Consider the following 17302-nt stretch of genomic DNA (forward strand, 5'->3'; position numbering starts at 1 on the left):
CCTTGCGCCTGCATCGAATCCGGCGCGAATGCTCGCTACCAAAAGATCACGGTTGGGTCTGGTAGCGCTGGGCAACTGCAGACTGGCGGATTTGCCCCAGCAGGCCCTGACGTGCGCTCTGCAGCTCATCCCAGCGTTCCGCTTCGTGCAGCGGCGGGATGGTCACGGGTTCGCGACGATCAAAACCGACTAGGGCGGCATCCACCAGATCGCCCACTTCCATGATTTCGCTCAAGGTGTTGATGTCGACGCCGGAGCGATCCCAGATCTCCGTGCGGGTGGCGGCGGGCAGCACGGCCTGCACGTAGACGCCTTGAGGCGAGAGTTCCAGGCTCAGGCCCTGGGAAAGGAACAGCACAAATGCCTTGGTCGCACCGTAGACCGTCATGCCGAACTCCGGCGCGAGGCCTACCACCGAACCGATGTTGATGATCGCGCCGTCGCCTGCCTTGGCCAGGCGTGGGGCGATGGCGCTGGCGAGCCGCACCAGCGCCGTGGTGTTGAGGGCGACCAGTTGCGCAACGCTGTCGGTGCTCTGGTCGATGAAGTTACCGGACAGCGCGGCGCCGGCGTTATTGACGAGGATGCCGATGCGGGCGTCGTCGCGCAGGCGGCTTTCAACGGTTGTCAGATCGCTGAGTTGGGTCAAGTCCGCCGCAATGACATCGACGGCGACGTCGTGTTCGCTGCGCAACCGGGCTGCAAGTGCGTCCAGGCGTGCCTGGTCGCGGGCGACCAGTACCAGATCGTGACCGCGTTGCGCGAAGCGTTCGGCGTAAACGGCGCCAATGCCAGTGGAGGCGCCAGTGATGAGAACAGTAGGGCGGGTGCTCATGGGGTATCTCTCTTTCAGGATGTGTGAAACAGAAAGCGCGATCACTGATGGCTCAGCTTGCGGTGGCGCTCGATTCAGCCAGCGTCGGGTAGTCGATGTAGCCAGCCGCACCGCCGCCATAGAGGGTGGCGGGATTGAACGCGGACAACGGCGCGCCACGTTTGAGGCGCTCCACCAGATCCGGATTGCCAATGAACGGGCGACCGAAGGCGATCAGGTCGGCCTGGTCTTCAGCGAGCTTCGAAGTCGCCAGGTCCAGGTCATAGCCGTTGTTAGCGATGTAGGTGTTTTTGAAGCGCTGGCGCAGGGCACCGAAATCGAAGGGCTCCACGTTGCGCGGGCCACCGGTCGCGCCTTCGACCACGTGCAGATAAACCACGTCGAGGGCGTCGAGTTGTTCAACGACGTAATCGAATTGCGCCTGCGGATCGCTGCTGGATACGCCATTGGCCGGCGAAACCGGAGACAGGCGCACACCGGTGCGATCCGCGCCGATTTCATTAACGACCGCCGCCGTCACTTCGAGCAACAGGCGCGCACGATTTTCAATCGAACCGCCGTAAGCGTCGGTACGCAGATTGGCGCTGTCCTTGAGGAATTGATCCAGCAAATAGCCGTTTGCACCGTGAATCTCCACACCATCGAACCCGGCGGCGACCGCGTTTGCCGCGGCCTGGCGGAAATCGGCGACGATCCCCGACAGTTCGCTGATGTCCAGTGCGCGCGGCTCGGAGACGTCTTCAAAACGGTTGTTGACGAACACTTTGGTGGCGGCGCGCAGTGCAGAAGGGGCCACAGGAGCGGCGCCGTTTTCTTGCAGATCAACATGCGACACACGGCCGACATGCCACAGTTGCAGAAAGATTTTTCCGCCCTTGGCGTGGACGGCATCGGTCACGGTGCGCCAGCCGTCTATCTGCTTCTGCGTGTAGATCCCGGGGGTGTCCTGATAGCCCTGGCCCTGTCGGGAAATCTGCGTGGCTTCGCTGATCAGCAGGCCGGCGCTGGCGCGTTGGCTGTAATAGGTGGCCGCGAACTCGCTGGGGACAAAGCCCTGGCCTGCGCGGTTACGTGTCAGCGGCGCGAGGACTACCCGGTTCGACAGCGTTAGGCTGCCAAGGGTGTAAGGGGTGAACAGATTCTGATTGGTCATCTGGTATTTCTTCCGTGCCCGTTGATGGAGATCGGTGTTGCGTGCAATTAGGATGATGATCGAAATCTAAACTGTCAACGGTTTTGATTATGACCAGCATCTATGTATGATTGGACGCATGATTTCCCGGTAAACACGAGGTATTGCACGTGAGAGTGACCAAGGCCCAGGCGCAGGCCAATCGAGAGCACATCGTTGAAACGGCCTCAGAGCTGTTCCGTGAGCGCGGCTTTGATGGCGTCGGTGTGGCGGATCTCATGGCGGCTGCCGGTTTCACCCATGGAGGCTTCTACAAGCACTTCGGGTCGAAGGCCGACCTGATGGCCGAAGCCTCGGCCTGCAGTCTTGCCAAATCGCTGACAGGCGCCCAAGCGCTCGATGTTCCGGGCTTCATCAACGTCTATGTGACCCGAGAACATCGGGACGGACGTGGCAGCGGTTGCACCATGGCCGCGTTGTGCGGCGACGCGGCGCGTCAATCGGATGATGTGAAAACGACATTTGCCGAAGGCATTGAACACACCCTGCAAACGCTGGGAGAGAAATATCCAACGGGACCGGATGCCGAGGCGGGAGAGGGGAGAAAGAAAATGATTGACCTGCTGTCTCGTGCTGTCGGCGCGATTATTTTGTCGCGTGCCTGCCCGGATGATTCTGCACTCGCGGATGAGATCCTTGAGGTTTGTCGCGCTGAAATGTTTGCTTCGTTGCCGGTCGATGAAGTTGAACCGGTGTTGAAGGGAGATTAATTCAAAGCGTGAACCGCCTATCCGCGCGATCAAAATACGCTACACACTTTTTTGACCAATTTGATTTGAGCGGGATTTGTAGAAAACCAGCTAAGAAATCTAGCTATATATTAGTTTTGCTATCCTCTTTGCGGTCAGTCATGCGTCGTCTGAATAAGGAAACTTCTATGACTACTGCACATGTTTTCATCGCCATCAGTCTAGATGGCTATATCGCCAGGTCCGACGGTGACATTGACTGGCTATTGCAGCGCGATGATCAGAGTGAGGATCACGGCTACCTGGGCTTCATCGCCGATAAGGATGCTATCGTGATGGGGAGGGGGAGCTATGAGAAAGTGCTGACCTTCGACACTTGGTTCTACGACCTGCCAGTAATCGTGTTGTCTCAACAGTTGGCCGATTCACAGGTGCCTAATGCGCTAGAGGGAAAAGTGCGTTTTTCCAACCTCACTCCTTCAGACCTGCTGGCGGAACTGGCGAGGCAAGGTGTGCATCGAGTCTATGTCGATGGCGGGCAATTGGTGCAGTCATTCCTGCGTGACGGGTTAGTCGCCGATATGGTGATCACCACTGTTCCCGTGCTGATTGGGTCGGGAAGACCATTGTTCGGGGCCCTTACGCAGGACATTGAATTGAAGCTAGTAAATAGCCGGTGTTTTCCTTCCGGTCTAGTGCAGTCAACCTATCAGTTGGTTCCTTGATTTTCCGGAGGGAGGCCCGATCCAAAAACGAGGGTGAGATGGCATCTCGTCCACGGTACTGTCGTCTAAATGACCACTACTGGTCGGTTTCTGCCTGTCGCCAAGGCTGCAACCGGCCCAGAGTGTGTAAAAACGCCTTCGCGAACACTTGCTATGATTTCTGAGGATTTCATCGCAGGGATCGCCCATGAAGCGCTTCATCCAAGGTGAACATCGAGGCCAAGGCACCTTACTTCCCGAGAGCCTCGACGACTACGTCAGCGATACCAATCCGGTGCGCGTAGTCGACGTCTTTGTCGACGAACTCGACCTGGTCAATCTGGGTTTTGACGGTGCCATTCCAGCCGATACTGGCCGGCCTGCTTACCACCCCGCGATATTGCTAAAGATCTACATCTACGGCTATCTCAACCGCATCCAGTCGAGCCGACGTTTGGAGCGAGAAGCTCAACGCAACGTCGAGCTGATGTGGTTGACCGGTCGTTTGATGCCGGACTTCAAGACCATCGCCAACTTCCGAAAAGACAACAGCAAAGCCATCCGAGGCGTCTGTCGCCAGTTCGTCGTGCTGTGTCAGCAGTTGGGACTATTCGGAGAAAATCTGGTCGCCGTCGATGGCAGTAAATTCAAAGCAGTCAACAACCGCGACCGCAATTTCACCAGCGCCAAACTGAAACGGCGAATGGAAGAAATTGAATCGAGTATCAACCGTTATCTAGCGGCACTCGATGCTGCCGATCGGCAAGAACCAACAGCTTCCGAGCCCAGCGCGGTGCGACTGGAAGAGAAAATCGCCAAGCTAAAAACGCAAATGAAAGAGCTTCAGGCGATCGAAATCCAGCTCAATGAATCGCCGGATAAACAGGTCTCACTGACCGATCCAGATGCCCGCTCCATGATGACGCGCGGCGCGGGAATCGTCGGCTACAACGTGCAGACTGCGGTCGATACTCAGCACCATTTGATCGTTGCTCACGAGGTGACTAACGTCGGTTCCGACCGCGACCAACTCAGCTCGATGGCCAAGCAGGCCCGCGAGGCGATGGCGTCAGATACGTTGTCGGTAGTGGCTGACCGAGGTTACTTCAAAAGCGAACAAATCCTGGCTTGTCACGATGCAGGCATCACCGCCTATGTGCCCAAGCCGATGACCTCCGGAGCCAAGGCTGACGGGCGCTTCAATAACGATGCCTTCATCTATGACGCGGCAAAAAACGAATACATTTGCCCGGCTGGAGAAGCGCTGATCTGGCACTATTCCTACGTTGAAAAAGGCCTGAAGTTGCATCGTTACTGGAGTTCGAAATGCCAGGGCTGCGCGTTGAAATCGCAGTGCACACCGAGCACGGAACGACGAGTTCGACGCTGGGAGCATGAAACCGTATTGGAGGAAATGCAGCTTCGGCTGAGCAAAGCCTCGGAGATGATGCGAGTCCGAAAACGGACGGTTGAGCATCCCTTCGGGACGCTCAAACAATGGATGGGTGCGACGCACTTCCTGACCCGAAAGCTGGCCGGGGTGAGTGCGGAGATGAGTTTGAATGTGCTCGCCTACAACATGAAACGGGTCATGAAAATCATCGGTACCCATCACTTGATGAAGGCGTTAACGGCATAAAAGCCGGCCTGTTTTTTACTTCTCCCAATGATCTGGAGCATTGCCGGGACCGGTTTAGCTCATCAGTAAGGCATCGTGCCCTTGATCAGGCTGCGAAGCGGGACTGCCTCTCAGCCTTGAAGATCGAAACGGGATCTAGCGTTTTTACACACTCTGGACCCTAAGCAGCCTCTGCCCATCGGCTGCTATCGGTCGATTGAGTTGGCTAATCGGTTTCGCTTAGCACGTAACTGCAAACCCGAAGCCGTTGGCAAAATACGCTCTCTAGCGCGCAGCGGTAATTCCTTTGTTCGTCCATGATTTAACGGTATTTTGAAGTTCTCAACGTAGGACAATCCATGGCCATCCACGCACCCACCCCCGCGCAAAAACACTTGGCAGTGTTAATCGACGCCGACAATGCCCCCGCAGCAATTGTCGAAGGTTTATTCGAGGAAATCGCCAAGTACGGTGTCGCCAACGTCAAGCGGATCTATGGCGACTGGACTGGCCCTCAGTTGGGTGGATGGAAAAAGGTGCTACTCGACCATTCGATTCAGCCTATCCAACAGTTCGCGTACACCAAAGGTAAAAACGCAACAGACAGTGCCTTGATCATCGACGCAATGGACCTGCTGTATACCCGACGCTTCGACGGTTTCTGCCTGGTTTCGAGCGACAGTGACTTCACTCGCCTCGCTTCTCGGTTACGAGAGGAAGGTTTGACGGTCTATGGGTTTGGTGAAGAAAAAACCCCGAGACCGTTCGTGTCGGCCTGCGACAAGTTCATCTATACCGAATTGCTGCGCGGCGAAGTGCTTGTTGCTGCGAGCAATGGAAATGATCGACCCGAACCCGAGCCACCCGCCGAAATTGAGGCCGTCAAAGTCGTCAGTACGCCAGAGGTAAAAAAGCTACCTAAGGCGCCAGTAAGTTTCATCGCAAAGATCTTGGATGACATCGCCGATGAGGACGGCTGGGCTCACTTGGGTGCGCTGGGCACCAACATCACCAAATTGAGACCTGAGTTCGACCCTCGCACCCATGGTTATAAAAAGCTCAGTGAGTTGATCAAGGGTTATCCGGATACGTTTGAACTGCAAACTAGAGGAACGTCGGGAGTGGGCGGTTCAATACTCTATGCCCGGCACCGACAGCCGAGTTCATAGCACTCATCACCAACGACCGCTCCTGGCCCTGTTGAGATGGGCTGAAATCGCCCCCAGACTGCCATCGACGACTCAGCTTATGGCGTGCGTAGAATAGCGGCTTCCCCATTTTCAAAGGAATGATCCAGTGATCACTTGCCACGTCAGGTATGTAATCGATCCCTACCAGCTCCCGGCTTTCGAAAGCTATTCTCGCCATTGGATTCGTGTGGTGACCCGTATGGGAGGAAACCACCATGGCTACTTTCTACCAGCCGAAGGCGCCAACAACATCGCTTACTGTCTATTCAGCTTTTCCAGCCTGGCAGATTATGAGCAGTATCGTAGGGAGGTCGGAGTTGATCCGGAGTGTGTTCAATTGGTGACGCAGGCCACCGAGCAAAAATTCATCCTGAGCTATGAGCGCAGTTTCCTTCGTCCCATTCTGGATTGAGCTGACGTGTTTTCGGCCGCGCGCGGGCCACCAAAAAGGCGGCTTTTGGCTGATAGCAGTCATTTTCAGCCAAGGAAAAGTAGCCGTCGTCACTCCGGTGCCATCGGGACTGCGAGCGTAAGCTTGATGAACTCCTCGTTCTTGTCGATGGTGTCCAAGGCACCACGCAAATTGTCGGTGGGCGTCAGCCGAGTCATGAGCCTCGACCCAGTTGGAACGCTCCAGGATGGCGGCTTCGAGAGCGAGTTGATTTTCGTTGATCTTGTATGGCAGGGAGGGGAGAAGGTTTGAATTGTGGCATCGCTAATCCTCGGTTTTAAGGACAGCGTGGCATCGCGTTACATGAAGGATTTTTAACGATCGGCAGGACGCCGGAGGAGGGGGGCAGCTGCTGAGTTCTGGAACACGTCAATAATAGTTATGGAACACATGCCCAACGGCGAGATTGCCGCCAACCCCCAGATACGACAAAGCCCTGAATAATCAGGGCTTTGTCGTACATAAGATGGCGGAGGCGATGGGATTCGAACTCATGGACCTGTTACAGTCGACGGTTTTCAAGACCGTTGCCTTAAACCACTCGGCCACACCTCCGTTTGCGTTGCGGGCGCCATAATACCTGAATGAAACACACTGTCAAACTCTCTGCATGGCTTGTTACAGAGCGTCTGTTATGATCTTTGCGACTGAACGTTTCAAACCAACAGGAGTGTCGCCATGCGCGAACAGGATTACGCAGTTAATAACAGCGTGCAGGCTGAGCAGCTAGAGGTTAGCCGCGTCCTGCGCAACACTTACGGCCTACTCGCCCTCACCCTCGCATTCAGCGGCGTGATGGCGTTTGTCGCACAGCAGATGCGTGTCGGTTACCCGAACGTCTTCGTGGTGCTGATCGGCTTCTACGGCCTTTTCTTCCTCACCAACAAACTCCGTGACTCGGCGTGGGGCCTGGTTTCTGCGTTCGCGCTGACCGGTTTCATGGGTTTCCTGCTCGGCCCGATCCTCAACCGTTACCTGGGCATGCAGGGCGGCGCGGAAGTGGTCAGCTCGGCCTTCGCGATGACCGCGCTGGTGTTCGGCGGCCTGTCGGCTTATGTGCTGATCACCCGTAAGGACATGAGCTTCCTGGGTGGTTTCATCACGGCCGGTTTCTTCGTGCTGCTGGGTGCGACGCTGGCGAGCTTCTTCTTCAAGATCAGCGGTCTGCAACTGGCGATTAGCGCAGGTTTCGTGCTGTTCTCCTCGGTCTGCATTCTGTTCCAGACCAGCGCCATCATTCACGGCGGCGAGCGTAACTACATCATGGCGACCATCAGCCTGTATGTATCGATCTACAACCTGTTCATCAGCTTGCTGCAACTGTTCGGCATCATGGGCCGCGATGATTGATCGCCAGCCTTGAGTAAAAAACCCGCTTCGGCGGGTTTTTTATCGTCTGGGAATCGGGGTATCCACGTCTTTGCGAACCAAACAGCACTCACGCCATCGGTGGCAGCCGGCGCTTGATCGGGGTTTTCTTGACGATGGCGGTGTTGGTTTCGGCGTGGGTGTTGAGGCGGTCGAGGAGGGTGTCCAGTTGTTCCATCGAGCGCACATGCAGGCGGGCGATGAAGCAGTCGTCACCGGTGACTTTGTCGCACTCGGTGAATTCGGGGATCGCCTGAATCTGCCGTTCCACTTCCTGCAACTGGCCCGGTAACGGGCGGATGCGGACGATGGCCTGGAGTTGATAGCCGAAGCATTTAGGGTCGATTTCGACGGTATAGCCCTTGAGTACGCCGCGTTCTTCGAGGCGACGCAGGCGCTCGGCAACGCTGGGCGAGGACAGGCCGCTGATCTGTGCCAGGGCCTTGAGCGAGCGGCGGGAGTCTTCCATCAATGCGCTGATCAGCACTTGGTCGATGTCGTCGGTCATGGCGAATCCCCTGTTAGGCAATCGGCTGGATAAGCCTTGATAAAAAAGGCAGATACCGAGTTTAGCCTGCTTTTTGCGCTGGAGAAGCCCCCCGGCGGATTGGCATACTTTGGCCTCAAGCACAGGAGGTTGATGATGGACAGAACACTACGTCGCGGCTCATTCGAGATGACCGCCGCCATGCTGATTTCCGGAACCATTGGCTGGTTCGTGCTGGTGTCCGGGCAACCGGTGCTGGACGTGGTGTTCTGGCGCTGCGTTTTCGGTGCCGCCACCTTGTTGCTGATCTGCGCAGCGTTCGGCTTTCTGCGCCCTGGCATTTTGACGTCCACCACGTTCTTGTTGGCCGTACTGAGTGGTGTGGCGATTGTCGGTAACTGGGTGCTGTTGTTCGCGTCCTATTCTCGCGCCTCGATTGCCATCGGCACGGCGGTTTATAACGTCCAGCCGTTCATGCTGGTGGGGCTGGCCGCGCTGTTTCTCGGGGAGAAAATCACCCTGCAAAAACTGTTCTGGCTGGGCATTTCGTTTCTCGGGATGCTGGCGATTGTCAGCGCACATGGCGAGCAAGGCGAGGGTGGCAACGATTACCTGATGGGGATCGCTCTGGCCTTGGGTGCTGCCTTCCTGTACGCGATTGCCGCGTTGATCATCAAACGCCTGACCGGCACGCCACCGCATCTGATCGCGTTGATCCAGGTCTGCACTGGCGTGCTGTTGCTCGCGCCTTTTGCGCACTTCTCGGCGATACCGCAAGCGCCCAGTGCCTGGGCCAGCCTGGTGACCCTGGGTATCGTGCATACCGGTTTGATGTATGTGCTGCTCTACGGGGCAATTCAAAAGCTGCCGACCGCCCTGACCGGCGCGTTGTCGTTCATTTATCCGATTGCGGCGATTTTCGTGGACTGGTTCGCCTTTGGCCATCGCCTGGAGCCGCTGCAATGGATCGGTGTCGCCGCGATTCTGCTGGCTGCCGCCGGGATGCAACAGGGTTGGGGCCTGAAGCTTCGGCGGGTGGCTACACAATAAACGGCCTCTCAGATGTTCCAGCGCGGTGCGGTTTTCGCCAGACGCTGGCGCATCTCGCCGATGTTCGCGGTCAATTGTCGGGTCAGCAATCGGTAGCCATCCAGCGGACTGCAGACTGGCATATCAAGCGTAGAGTCCAATGGCGGTTCGGCTGGCCGGCTGAGCCGTTGTGAAGCGCCCGATTTCAATGCCCGAGCCATACCGATCAGTTGCACCCGGATCAGTCGGTGCTCGGTTTTCAGTGCCGATTGCAGATGGGCCATTGCCTCAGAGTCATCGGCATTCGGCCGGCTATTGCCGAGGATCTCCAGGATGCTGACACACATCCGCAGATTGCGTTGAATCGCATCGAGTTCGGTCATGGAGACCCGCACTTCCTTGGACACCGAGGGCATCAGTGAGCGCAGTTGCACCATGACTGTGTTCAAGCGATTCATGAGCTTCAGGTGCTCGTCAGCGGCAACTGACTCGCCGTTGATGATACGGCCGTAGATTGCCGCGCAGTCGCGCAACGCATCGGCCAGGTTGTAGCGCCAGGAGTACACCGCGTACAGCGGCAGGGCGAAGGAGAAAGCCAGTGCCAGGGCGATGCCGATCAGAATATCCACCCCGCGCCACAGGCCATCGGTGACCGGGTTGTCACCATGCCCCGCAACGATAAACACGGTGATTGCCGACAGCAGCGCCGTATAACCACCCTTGCCGATGGCGTGGTACGAGAAAAATCCGCACACCACCGACATTGCGAAATACGTCAGCCACGGCATCCCGAGCCAGGCCTGTTGCGCCACCAGCAACAAGCCGACACCGGCCCCGATCAAGGTGCCGATGGCTCGCTCGGCGGCTTTTTTGCCGATATTGCCGTGGTGCTGCAAGCCGCCGATCACCACCAGCATGGTCACCGACGCCCATTCGCCGTGGGGCAGATGGATGCCGGTGGTCAGCAGAATCGTCGCCAGCAACCCCAACGAAACCCGCACCGCATGGATCAGTTTGGCGTGGCGGTAGCGCCGGTACGGGTCCAGCAATGGACGCAGTATTCGGCGCAACAGCGGCGGCAGTCGAAGGCCTTTGATGATGCTCAGTCTGGTGTCCTCAGAAAATATAGTCGGTGGTCAGGAAGCTCGAGTTCCGGCCGCTGATGATCTCGCTGAGAAGCTCTTTGCTGCTTTCCTGGAACTTGGTCGCCACCAGGGTCCGGATCGAAAACACCCGTAGCGCATCGTGCACCGATAACGTGCCCTCGGCGGAGTTCTTGCGGCCGTTGAACGGGTAGGTGTCCGGGCCGCGTTGGCACTGGGCGTTGAGGTTGATCCGGCCGACCTGGTTGGCGAAGGTATCCACCAGCCTGCCGACCGCCACCGGGTTGGTGCCGAAGATGCTCAGTTGCTGGCCGAAGTCGGATTCCAGGACGTAATCGATCACGGTGTCCAGATGACGGTAAGGCACGATCGGCACGACCGGGCCGAACTGTTCTTCCTGATAGACGCGCATCTGCGGTGTCACCGGGTACAACACGGCCGGGTAGAAGAACGATGCCCGGGACTCACCACCATTGGGGTTGACCACGGCGGCGCCTTTGCTGACCGCGTCCGCCACCAGCGAATGCAGATAATCGACTTTGCTCGCCTCCGGCAGCGGTGTCAGGGCCACGCCGCTGTCCCACGGCATGCCGGGTTTCAGTGAGGCGAGCCTGGCGTTGAATTTCTCGATGAACGCCTCGACTACGTCTTCATGGACGAAGAGGATTTTCAGCGCGGTGCAACGCTGACCGTTGAACGACAGGGAGCCGGTGACGGCTTCGCTGACCGCGTTGTCCAGATCCACCTCAGGCAACACAATGCCGGGGTTCTTCGCATCCAGGCCCAGTGCCGCACGCAAGCGGTGAGGCCTTGGGTGGAGTTTTTTCAGGTCGCTGGCGGCCTTGTTGGTGCCGATAAACGCAAAGATATCGATCTTGCCGCTGGCCATCAGTGCGCTGACGGTCTCGCGGCCACTGCCGTAAATGACGTTGATCACCCCGGCCGGGAAGCTGTCGCGAAAGGCTTCCAGCAGCGGACGAATCAACAGCACCCCAAGCTTGGCCGGCTTGAACACCACGGTGTTGCCCATGATCAGCGCCGGAATCAGCGTGGTGAAGGTCTCGTTCAGCGGATAGTTGTAAGGCCCCATGCACAACGCCACGCCCAGCGGAACGCGGCGGATCTGGCCGAGGGTGTCCTGCTCCAGTTCGAAGCGGCTGGAGCGGCGGTCGAGTTCCTTGAGGGCGTTGATGGTGTCGACGATGTAGTCGCAGGTGCGGTCGAACTCTTTCTCCGAGTCCTTGAGGTTCTTGCCGATTTCCCACATCAGCAACTTGACCACCGCATCGCGCTGCTGGCGCATGCGACCGAGGAAGGTTTCGACGTGCTGAATGCGCTCGGCCACGCGCATGGTCGGCCACAGGCCCTGGCCCCGATCATAGGCGCGGACAGCCGCGTCGAGCGCGGTCAGTGCGGTGTCGGCATCGAGCAGCGGCGTGCTGCCGAGGATCACTTGTTCATCGCCATTCGCGCCGCTCAGGTACACCGGGCTGCGCACCTGGGCGAGGGGGCCGGACCAGGTTTTCAGTTCACCGTCGACCAGGTATTCGCGCTGTTCGGTCTGGCCATTGAGGCGGTACTTTTCCGGGATGCTGTCGGCGGTGGGAAACAGGTTGCCAAGGATCGATGCTGTGGTCATGTCGCTACCCCGTCTGGATTGGGTGATGCACTGATGAATCGTTTTAGCAGACCTCTACCTTGCTTGTCATGACTCATCTTATGGTTTTTTTTGCTCGGCGTTGTGGATCGTGAATCTGTCGGCCATCTGCGCATGAAAGCGCCCGTAGCAACTGCGATCTTTTGTCCTTGAAAGCACACAAGTAATGATCCCCCGGTTAAACTTCACGCTCTTTCTAAAGGAGTTCATATGAGTTACTACCAGCCGGGCATTCTCGCCACCCCAGTTCCGCCTCAAGCTCGTCATATGTTCTTCGCCCTCGAATCCGCTGAGGCACTGCCGGCAGCGCTGGATAACCTGATGCGCCTGGTGGACGGGAAGTCGGCGGTGGTCGGTTTCGGTGAGTCCCTGGTCAAGGCGCTGCACGCGCAGATCGACGGCTTGCGCGCCTTTCCTGCGCTGGTCGGTGTCGGTGTCGACAACCCGTCGACCCAACACGCGCTCTGGTGCTGGCTGCACGGTGTTGACCGTGGCGAATTGCTCAATCGCAGCCACGCGATCGAAGCCGCGCTGGCACCGGCACTGCGTCTGGTGCAGATGAACGAAACCTTCCGCCACATGACCGGCAACGACCTGACCGGTTACGAAGACGGTACCGAAAACCCTCATGATGAGGCCGCTGTAGCCGCCGCGCTGCTGGGCGAGGGGGCTGAGGGGCTGGTCGGTGGCAGCTTCGCCGCGATCCAGCAATGGCAGCATGACTTGAAAGGCTTCCACGCGATGCCGTCCCATGAGCAGGACAACATCATGGGGCGGCGCCTGAGCGACAACGAAGAACTCGACGATGCGCCAATCTCTGCCCACGTCAAACGCACCGCCCAGGAAAGCTTCGCACCTGAAGCCTTCGTGGTCCGTCGCTCGATGCCGTGGATCGAAGGCGATCGCGCCGGCCTGATGTTCCTGGCGTTCGGTTTTTCCCTCGATGCATTCGAAGCCCAGCTGCGGCGCATGAGCGGTCTGGAAGACGGCATCACCGACGGTTTGTATCGCATCAGCCGACCGATCACTGGCGGCTACTACTGGTGCCCGCCGCTCAAGGACGGTCGCCTCGACCTGCGCGCATTGCGTGTCGGCTAAATAGCGAAACCAGAAAAAGATCGCAGGCTTCGCCAGCGCCTACAGATTCAGGCGAAGTCCGCGATCTTTTGATCTTGCTCCTGGTCACCTTGACGTCGCCAAAAGATCCCGGCCTGCGTAGAGCGTGTGCGGCAGTCAGAACGATTTGCTGACACTCGCCACCAGGGTCGCGCTGCACACATCGTCGAACCCCCAGTTGCTGATGCATTGGCTTTTCGACAAATCGGTGTCGATGTAACTCAACCCCAGCAGCACCCCGGCCACTTCGCGGGTCAGCTTCGCCTCCCACTCGTGATAAGCCTCCTCGCCATGCCCCGAGGCCGAATACAGGCGCGGGTCTTTGAAGTCCATTTCGCCGTAGCGCAGTTTCAGCCCCAGCCCATAGGGCAATTCGGTTTCGTAGCCAACGTAGCGGTACAACGTGCTCTGTTTGCTGTCGATGCCTGGTGCATCGGCAGAGTAATAGGCCGCGAGTTTCACGCCATAGACATCGAGAATCCCGTAGACCTCGCTCTGATTGAACTGGCTCTCTTTTGGATACGCGTATTTGAGATAGCCGACATCCAGGCTGATGGCGTCGGTCGCCTGCCACAGCCAACCACCGTAGTAGTCGACTTCCTGGCGGGTTTTCAGGCCACCGCCGAAATCGACGTTCGAACTCCAGGCGCCCAGGTACAGGCCGCTGCTGTGGGCCAGGGTTACACCGGCTTGCGCGGCGGGGTCGTTTTGGGTTTGCGAAATACCGCGAGTGCGATAGTCGCTGGCCAGGGTCAGGTCGACCAGCACGGCGAAGTCGTCATTCAAGGGCAGGGCCTGGCTGCCCAGGGGCAACAGGCTGAAGGATGCGAGGGCGAACAGGGTGAACGCTTTCATGGTGCAGTGCCTTTGTTGTGATTGTTATGGGCAGATTTGAGACAAAGCTGCTCCAGACCCCAGCGATGAACGCGGAGTTGGGCAGCGTGTACAGGCGATTTTTCTCAGAGTGTCGGGGCGTAGACTTCGCGACCGGCGAACCAGGTTTGCAGCACTTGGGTGTCGTGCAGGGCTTTCTCATCGACGCTGAACACGTCGCGGTCCAGCACGATGAAATCGGCTTGCTTGCCGGGGCTCAACGAGCCGATTTGCTTCTCTAGACCGATAGTGCGGGCGGCGTTGAGGGTGTAGGCGTAGAACATCGTTTCCCGGTCGATGCGTTCGTCGGCGTTCAACACACCCAACGGGCCGTTTCGGGTGATCGCCTGGGCCATGGCGTTCCACGGATTGGGCGAAGACACCGGCCAGTCGCTGGCCCCGGCGATCGTCGCGCCCTGTTTGAGCAGCGAGTGCGCCGGGTACTGATAGCGGAAGGCGAGGGCGCTGACGTAAGGCTTGATCATGTCCAGGGTGTAATCGTCGGCGGAGGCCCAGAGCAACTGCATGGAGGCGATGACGTTGAGCGGTTTGAACCGCGCAAACTCTTTCGGGTTGACCATTTGCAAGTGGGTGATCGAGTGAGTCACGCCGCTCTGGCGATCCTTGCGCGCCTGGGCGATGCCGTTCAGGGATTCGCGTACCGCGCGGTCGCCGATGGCGTGGATATGCACCCGCCAGCCGCGTTGATCGATGGCACTGACCAGTTCGCCGAAGTGCTTCGGATCGATCAGCAACTCGCCCTGTTTTTGCGAGTTGGTGTAAGGATCGATCATCGCCGCGCTCTGGGCCGGGTATTCGATCACGCCGTCGGCAAAGATCTTGATGCCGGGCAGGGTCAGGTTGGGGATGCCCTGGAATTGCTGGCGGACCTTGTCCAGCGTGTCGAGATCGGCCGGTATGCTTTTCGGATTGGCCACCAGCAGCGCCGCGACGTGGGCGGTCATGCCACCGCTTTGCGACAGCGCTTTGTACACCGGCAGTACGCCGACGGTTTTCTCTGTGGGTTTAAGGGCAAACACCGGCTCGCCGGGGGCGGCGTTGGCAGCGGGGTCCATCCAGGCCGTAATGCCCAGGCTGTTGTTGTAGCGCACAGCGGTTTGCGCGGCGCGCAGCATGTCGGCGGCACTGGGCGCGGGCATTTTTAACGCAACCCGATCCCAACCGGCGTCCACCAGAAAACCGTTGGGGCTACCGTCGGCAAGCTTGCCAATGGTGTCGAGTTCGGCAGCCGGCAGGTTTTGCAGCAGGGCGGCGTCGATGCCCGCGCGTTCGAGCATGACGTTGTTGGCCCAGGCGGTGTGGTGGTCGCTGCCGGTGAATACCACGGGCACCTTGGCCCATTCGCCGCTGTTGAATTTCTTGCCGAGGGCCTCGGCCTGGGCCCAATACGCCGAACTCATGCCGGCCACGCTCAGCACATCGCCGTGTTTCGCCTTGCCGTCATCACGCCATCCGTGCAGGCGTTTTTCCAGCTCATCGAGGCCGACCACCTCATCTTCCATATTGGCCGAGGCCATTTCCAGACCGCCGAAAATCGCGTGGGAATGGCTGTCGATCAGGCCGGGCATCAACGTCTTGCCGTCGAGGTCGATCACTTTCGTTTGCGATTCAATCAAGGCTTTTATCTGTGCATCGCTGCCAACTTGCAGCACTTTGCCGTCCTGCACCGCCAGGGCCTGCACCTTGGGCTGGTTGCGGTCGGCGGTGAATATCTTGCCGTTGAGCAGCACCAGATCGGTCGCTGCCATGGCTTCCATCGAGGCAAAAGCCACAGCGGCCATCAATAGATTCGGGATGAATCTTTTCATTGAAAGTTTCCTTGTTATTACGTCTGATGGCCAGATTAGTGGCTGCTTATGCTCAACAGAACGCCTCACTCACGAAAAACGTTTTTGCCGGAATGGAAAAAGAATGGACAAGCTGGGTGCGTTGAAAATGTTCGTGGCCACGGCGCAACTGGGCAGTTTCAGCCGCGCCGCCGAGCAACTGGGCAAGACCCCGTCGGCCCTGACCAAAGCGGTCAATCACCTGGAGGCCGAGCTCGGTGCCCGGCTGTTCGAGCGCAGCACCCGGCGGATTCTGCTGACGGAAGTGGGGCGGCTCTACCTGGAAACCGCGCGTCAGGTGTTGCAGCGGCTGGACGAGGCCGGCGAGGAAATCGAGCAGTTGCAGCATGGCCTGCGCGGCAATCTGAAAATCACCGCGCCACTGGCCTATGGGCAAGCCTTTCTCGATCAGGTGTGTGGCGGTTTTCTGGAGCAGTATCCGCAGATCAATCTGCAAGTGGACCTGTGCGATGAGTTCGTCAATCTGCTGGAAAGCGGCTACGACCTGGCCCTGCGCGAAGGCCATGACGACCTGCCGGGGCTGATCGCCCGCGTCGTTGGCAGCAATCGTCTGGCGTTGTGTGGCAGCCCGGACTATCTGGCGCGCAAGGCGTTGCCGGTCACCCCGCAAACCCTCGATGAGCACGAATGGTTGCTGTATCGCCATCCCTTGCTCAGCCGCGAATTCTGGTGGGCCGAGCGCGATGGGCAGCGCTTGAGCCTGCCGCAACCCCAGGCGCCACGGCTGCGCAGCGACAATTACGACTTACTGCTGGCCAATGCGCTGGCCGGACGCGGGTTGTTGCACACGCCGCTATGGAGCGCTGCGCCGTATCTGGCCGACGGTCGACTGGTGCGGGTGATGGCGGACTACGACATCGATCCCGACAGCTTTGGCCCGCACATTCTGGCGGTGTACCCGAGCCATCGGCGAGCGACCACCAAAGTCGTGGCTTTTATCGATTACATCGCAGGGTTTCTGGCTTCTCGCGGGTTGAATGATGGCTGCGGCAAGCGTCACTGACCGAGTTTTCCCTGTAGGAGCTGACGAGTGAAACGAGGCTGCGATCTTTTGATGTTGTTTTTAAAGAGCAAGATCAAGGGATCGCAGCCTCGTTTCACTCGACAGCTCCTACGCAGCTC

Annotated in this window: 16 protein-coding genes, 1 tRNA gene and 1 pseudogene; 9 read left to right on the plus strand and 9 right to left on the minus strand. The window is 58.4% G+C overall.

Annotated elements, in window-relative coordinates:
* Window positions 1-46: 46 nt before the first annotated feature.
* Window positions 47-835 carry an SDR family NAD(P)-dependent oxidoreductase gene (locus ACEN9A_RS10495; RefSeq protein ID WP_019649210.1) on the minus strand — a complete coding sequence of 263 codons (789 nt, stop codon included), beginning with the start codon at window positions 833-835 and terminating at the stop codon, window positions 47-49.
* Between the two features lie 52 nt (window positions 836-887).
* A complete protein-coding gene (locus ACEN9A_RS10500) occupies window positions 888-1988 on the minus strand; it encodes an alkene reductase (protein WP_258673516.1) in 1101 nt (366 codons plus the stop codon).
* 149 nt (window positions 1989-2137) lie between these two features.
* Here ACEN9A_RS10500 and ACEN9A_RS10505 point away from each other — a divergent pair, with 149 nt between their 5' ends.
* The 5 genes from ACEN9A_RS10505 (at window position 2138) to ACEN9A_RS10525 (ending at window position 6640) form a co-directional block, all read left to right on the plus strand.
* On the plus strand, window positions 2138-2737 hold the full coding sequence (locus ACEN9A_RS10505) for a TetR/AcrR family transcriptional regulator (RefSeq protein ID WP_258673517.1): 600 nt from the start codon (window positions 2138-2140) through the stop codon (window positions 2735-2737).
* A 167-nt stretch (window positions 2738-2904) separates the two neighbouring features.
* Entirely contained in the window at window positions 2905-3441 is a 537-nt protein-coding gene (locus ACEN9A_RS10510) for a dihydrofolate reductase family protein (protein ID WP_018927610.1), read from the plus strand.
* 187 nt (window positions 3442-3628) lie between these two features.
* Entirely contained in the window at window positions 3629-5059 is a 1431-nt protein-coding gene (locus ACEN9A_RS10515; RefSeq protein ID WP_258669015.1) for an IS1182 family transposase, read from the plus strand.
* 338 nt (window positions 5060-5397) lie between these two features.
* Window positions 5398-6207 (plus strand): NYN domain-containing protein, encoded by an 810-nt coding sequence (locus ACEN9A_RS10520; RefSeq protein ID WP_258673518.1) that lies wholly within the window; start codon window positions 5398-5400, stop codon window positions 6205-6207.
* Between the two features lie 127 nt (window positions 6208-6334).
* The gene (locus tag ACEN9A_RS10525) at window positions 6335-6640 is read left to right on the plus strand and encodes an NIPSNAP family protein (protein ID WP_258673519.1); all 306 of its coding nucleotides are present in this window, start codon (window positions 6335-6337) and stop codon (window positions 6638-6640) included.
* Between the two features lie 89 nt (window positions 6641-6729).
* On the opposite strand, the pseudogene ACEN9A_RS10530 reads toward ACEN9A_RS10525, so the two are convergent.
* A pseudogene (locus ACEN9A_RS10530) lies at window positions 6730-6913 on the minus strand (hypothetical protein).
* A 233-nt stretch (window positions 6914-7146) separates the two neighbouring features.
* A tRNA-Ser gene (locus tag ACEN9A_RS10535) sits at window positions 7147-7234 on the minus strand.
* A 123-nt stretch (window positions 7235-7357) separates the two neighbouring features.
* Between ACEN9A_RS10535 and ACEN9A_RS10540 the strand changes: the two genes are divergently transcribed.
* Window positions 7358-8029, plus strand: a complete 672-nt coding sequence (locus ACEN9A_RS10540) for a Bax inhibitor-1/YccA family protein (RefSeq protein ID WP_018927616.1) — start codon at window positions 7358-7360, stop codon at window positions 8027-8029.
* A gap of 88 nt (window positions 8030-8117) precedes the next feature.
* Here the strand turns inward: ACEN9A_RS10540 and ACEN9A_RS10545 are convergent, their stop codons facing one another.
* Window positions 8118-8555, minus strand: coding sequence for an Lrp/AsnC family transcriptional regulator (locus ACEN9A_RS10545; RefSeq protein ID WP_007941786.1), 438 nt, complete (start codon window positions 8553-8555; stop codon window positions 8118-8120).
* 135 nt (window positions 8556-8690) lie between these two features.
* Between ACEN9A_RS10545 and ACEN9A_RS10550 the strand changes: the two genes are divergently transcribed.
* Window positions 8691-9584, plus strand: coding sequence for a DMT family transporter (locus ACEN9A_RS10550; RefSeq protein ID WP_258673521.1), 894 nt, complete (start codon window positions 8691-8693; stop codon window positions 9582-9584).
* A gap of 8 nt (window positions 9585-9592) precedes the next feature.
* On the opposite strand, the gene ACEN9A_RS10555 is transcribed toward ACEN9A_RS10550, so the two are convergent.
* Complete coding sequence (locus tag ACEN9A_RS10555) at window positions 9593-10612, minus strand: FUSC family protein (RefSeq protein WP_258674166.1); 1020 nt, start codon at window positions 10610-10612, stop codon at window positions 9593-9595.
* Between the two features lie 67 nt (window positions 10613-10679).
* Entirely contained in the window at window positions 10680-12305 is a 1626-nt protein-coding gene (locus ACEN9A_RS10560) for an NADP-dependent glyceraldehyde-3-phosphate dehydrogenase (protein WP_019649205.1), read from the minus strand.
* A gap of 228 nt (window positions 12306-12533) precedes the next feature.
* On the opposite strand from ACEN9A_RS10560, the gene ACEN9A_RS10565 reads away from it, so the two are divergent.
* A complete protein-coding gene (locus tag ACEN9A_RS10565; RefSeq protein WP_258673522.1) occupies window positions 12534-13421 on the plus strand; it encodes a Dyp-type peroxidase in 888 nt (295 codons plus the stop codon).
* 135 nt (window positions 13422-13556) lie between these two features.
* Here ACEN9A_RS10565 and ACEN9A_RS10570 read toward each other — a convergent pair whose 3' ends face one another.
* Entirely contained in the window at window positions 13557-14294 is a 738-nt protein-coding gene (locus ACEN9A_RS10570; RefSeq protein ID WP_019649203.1) for a TorF family putative porin, read from the minus strand.
* A 104-nt stretch (window positions 14295-14398) separates the two neighbouring features.
* Complete coding sequence (locus ACEN9A_RS10575) at window positions 14399-16141, minus strand: amidohydrolase (protein WP_258673523.1); 1743 nt, start codon at window positions 16139-16141, stop codon at window positions 14399-14401.
* Window positions 16142-16244: 103 nt separating this feature from the next.
* Here ACEN9A_RS10575 and ACEN9A_RS10580 point away from each other — a divergent pair, with 103 nt between their 5' ends.
* A complete protein-coding gene (locus ACEN9A_RS10580; protein ID WP_258673524.1) occupies window positions 16245-17183 on the plus strand; it encodes a LysR family transcriptional regulator in 939 nt (312 codons plus the stop codon).
* Window positions 17184-17302 lie beyond the last annotated feature (119 nt).

This window comes from Pseudomonas sp. Pseusp18 (genome assembly GCF_059506005.1).

Excerpts from the sequence above, each read along its gene's own strand:
- ACEN9A_RS10495 (WP_019649210.1), bottom strand. The coding sequence starts at position 835 with ATGAGCACCCGCCCTACTGTTCTCATCACTGGCGCCTCCACTGGCATT.
- ACEN9A_RS10500 (WP_258673516.1), bottom strand. The coding sequence starts at position 1,988 with ATGACCAATCAGAATCTGTTCACCCCTTACACCCTTGGCAGCCTAACG.
- ACEN9A_RS10510 (WP_018927610.1), top strand. The coding sequence starts at position 2,905 with ATGACTACTGCACATGTTTTCATCGCCATCAGTCTAGATGGCTATATC.
- ACEN9A_RS10515 (WP_258669015.1), top strand. The coding sequence starts at position 3,629 with ATGAAGCGCTTCATCCAAGGTGAACATCGAGGCCAAGGCACCTTACTT.
- ACEN9A_RS10520 (WP_258673518.1), top strand. The coding sequence starts at position 5,398 with ATGGCCATCCACGCACCCACCCCCGCGCAAAAACACTTGGCAGTGTTA.
- ACEN9A_RS10540 (WP_018927616.1), top strand. The coding sequence starts at position 7,358 with ATGCGCGAACAGGATTACGCAGTTAATAACAGCGTGCAGGCTGAGCAG.
- ACEN9A_RS10545 (WP_007941786.1), bottom strand. The coding sequence starts at position 8,555 with ATGACCGACGACATCGACCAAGTGCTGATCAGCGCATTGATGGAAGAC.
- ACEN9A_RS10550 (WP_258673521.1), top strand. The coding sequence starts at position 8,691 with ATGGACAGAACACTACGTCGCGGCTCATTCGAGATGACCGCCGCCATG.
- ACEN9A_RS10560 (WP_019649205.1), bottom strand. The coding sequence starts at position 12,305 with ATGACCACAGCATCGATCCTTGGCAACCTGTTTCCCACCGCCGACAGC.
- ACEN9A_RS10565 (WP_258673522.1), top strand. The coding sequence starts at position 12,534 with ATGAGTTACTACCAGCCGGGCATTCTCGCCACCCCAGTTCCGCCTCAA.
- ACEN9A_RS10570 (WP_019649203.1), bottom strand. The coding sequence starts at position 14,294 with ATGAAAGCGTTCACCCTGTTCGCCCTCGCATCCTTCAGCCTGTTGCCC.
- ACEN9A_RS10575 (WP_258673523.1), bottom strand. The coding sequence starts at position 16,141 with ATGAAAAGATTCATCCCGAATCTATTGATGGCCGCTGTGGCTTTTGCC.
- ACEN9A_RS10580 (WP_258673524.1), top strand. The coding sequence starts at position 16,245 with ATGGACAAGCTGGGTGCGTTGAAAATGTTCGTGGCCACGGCGCAACTG.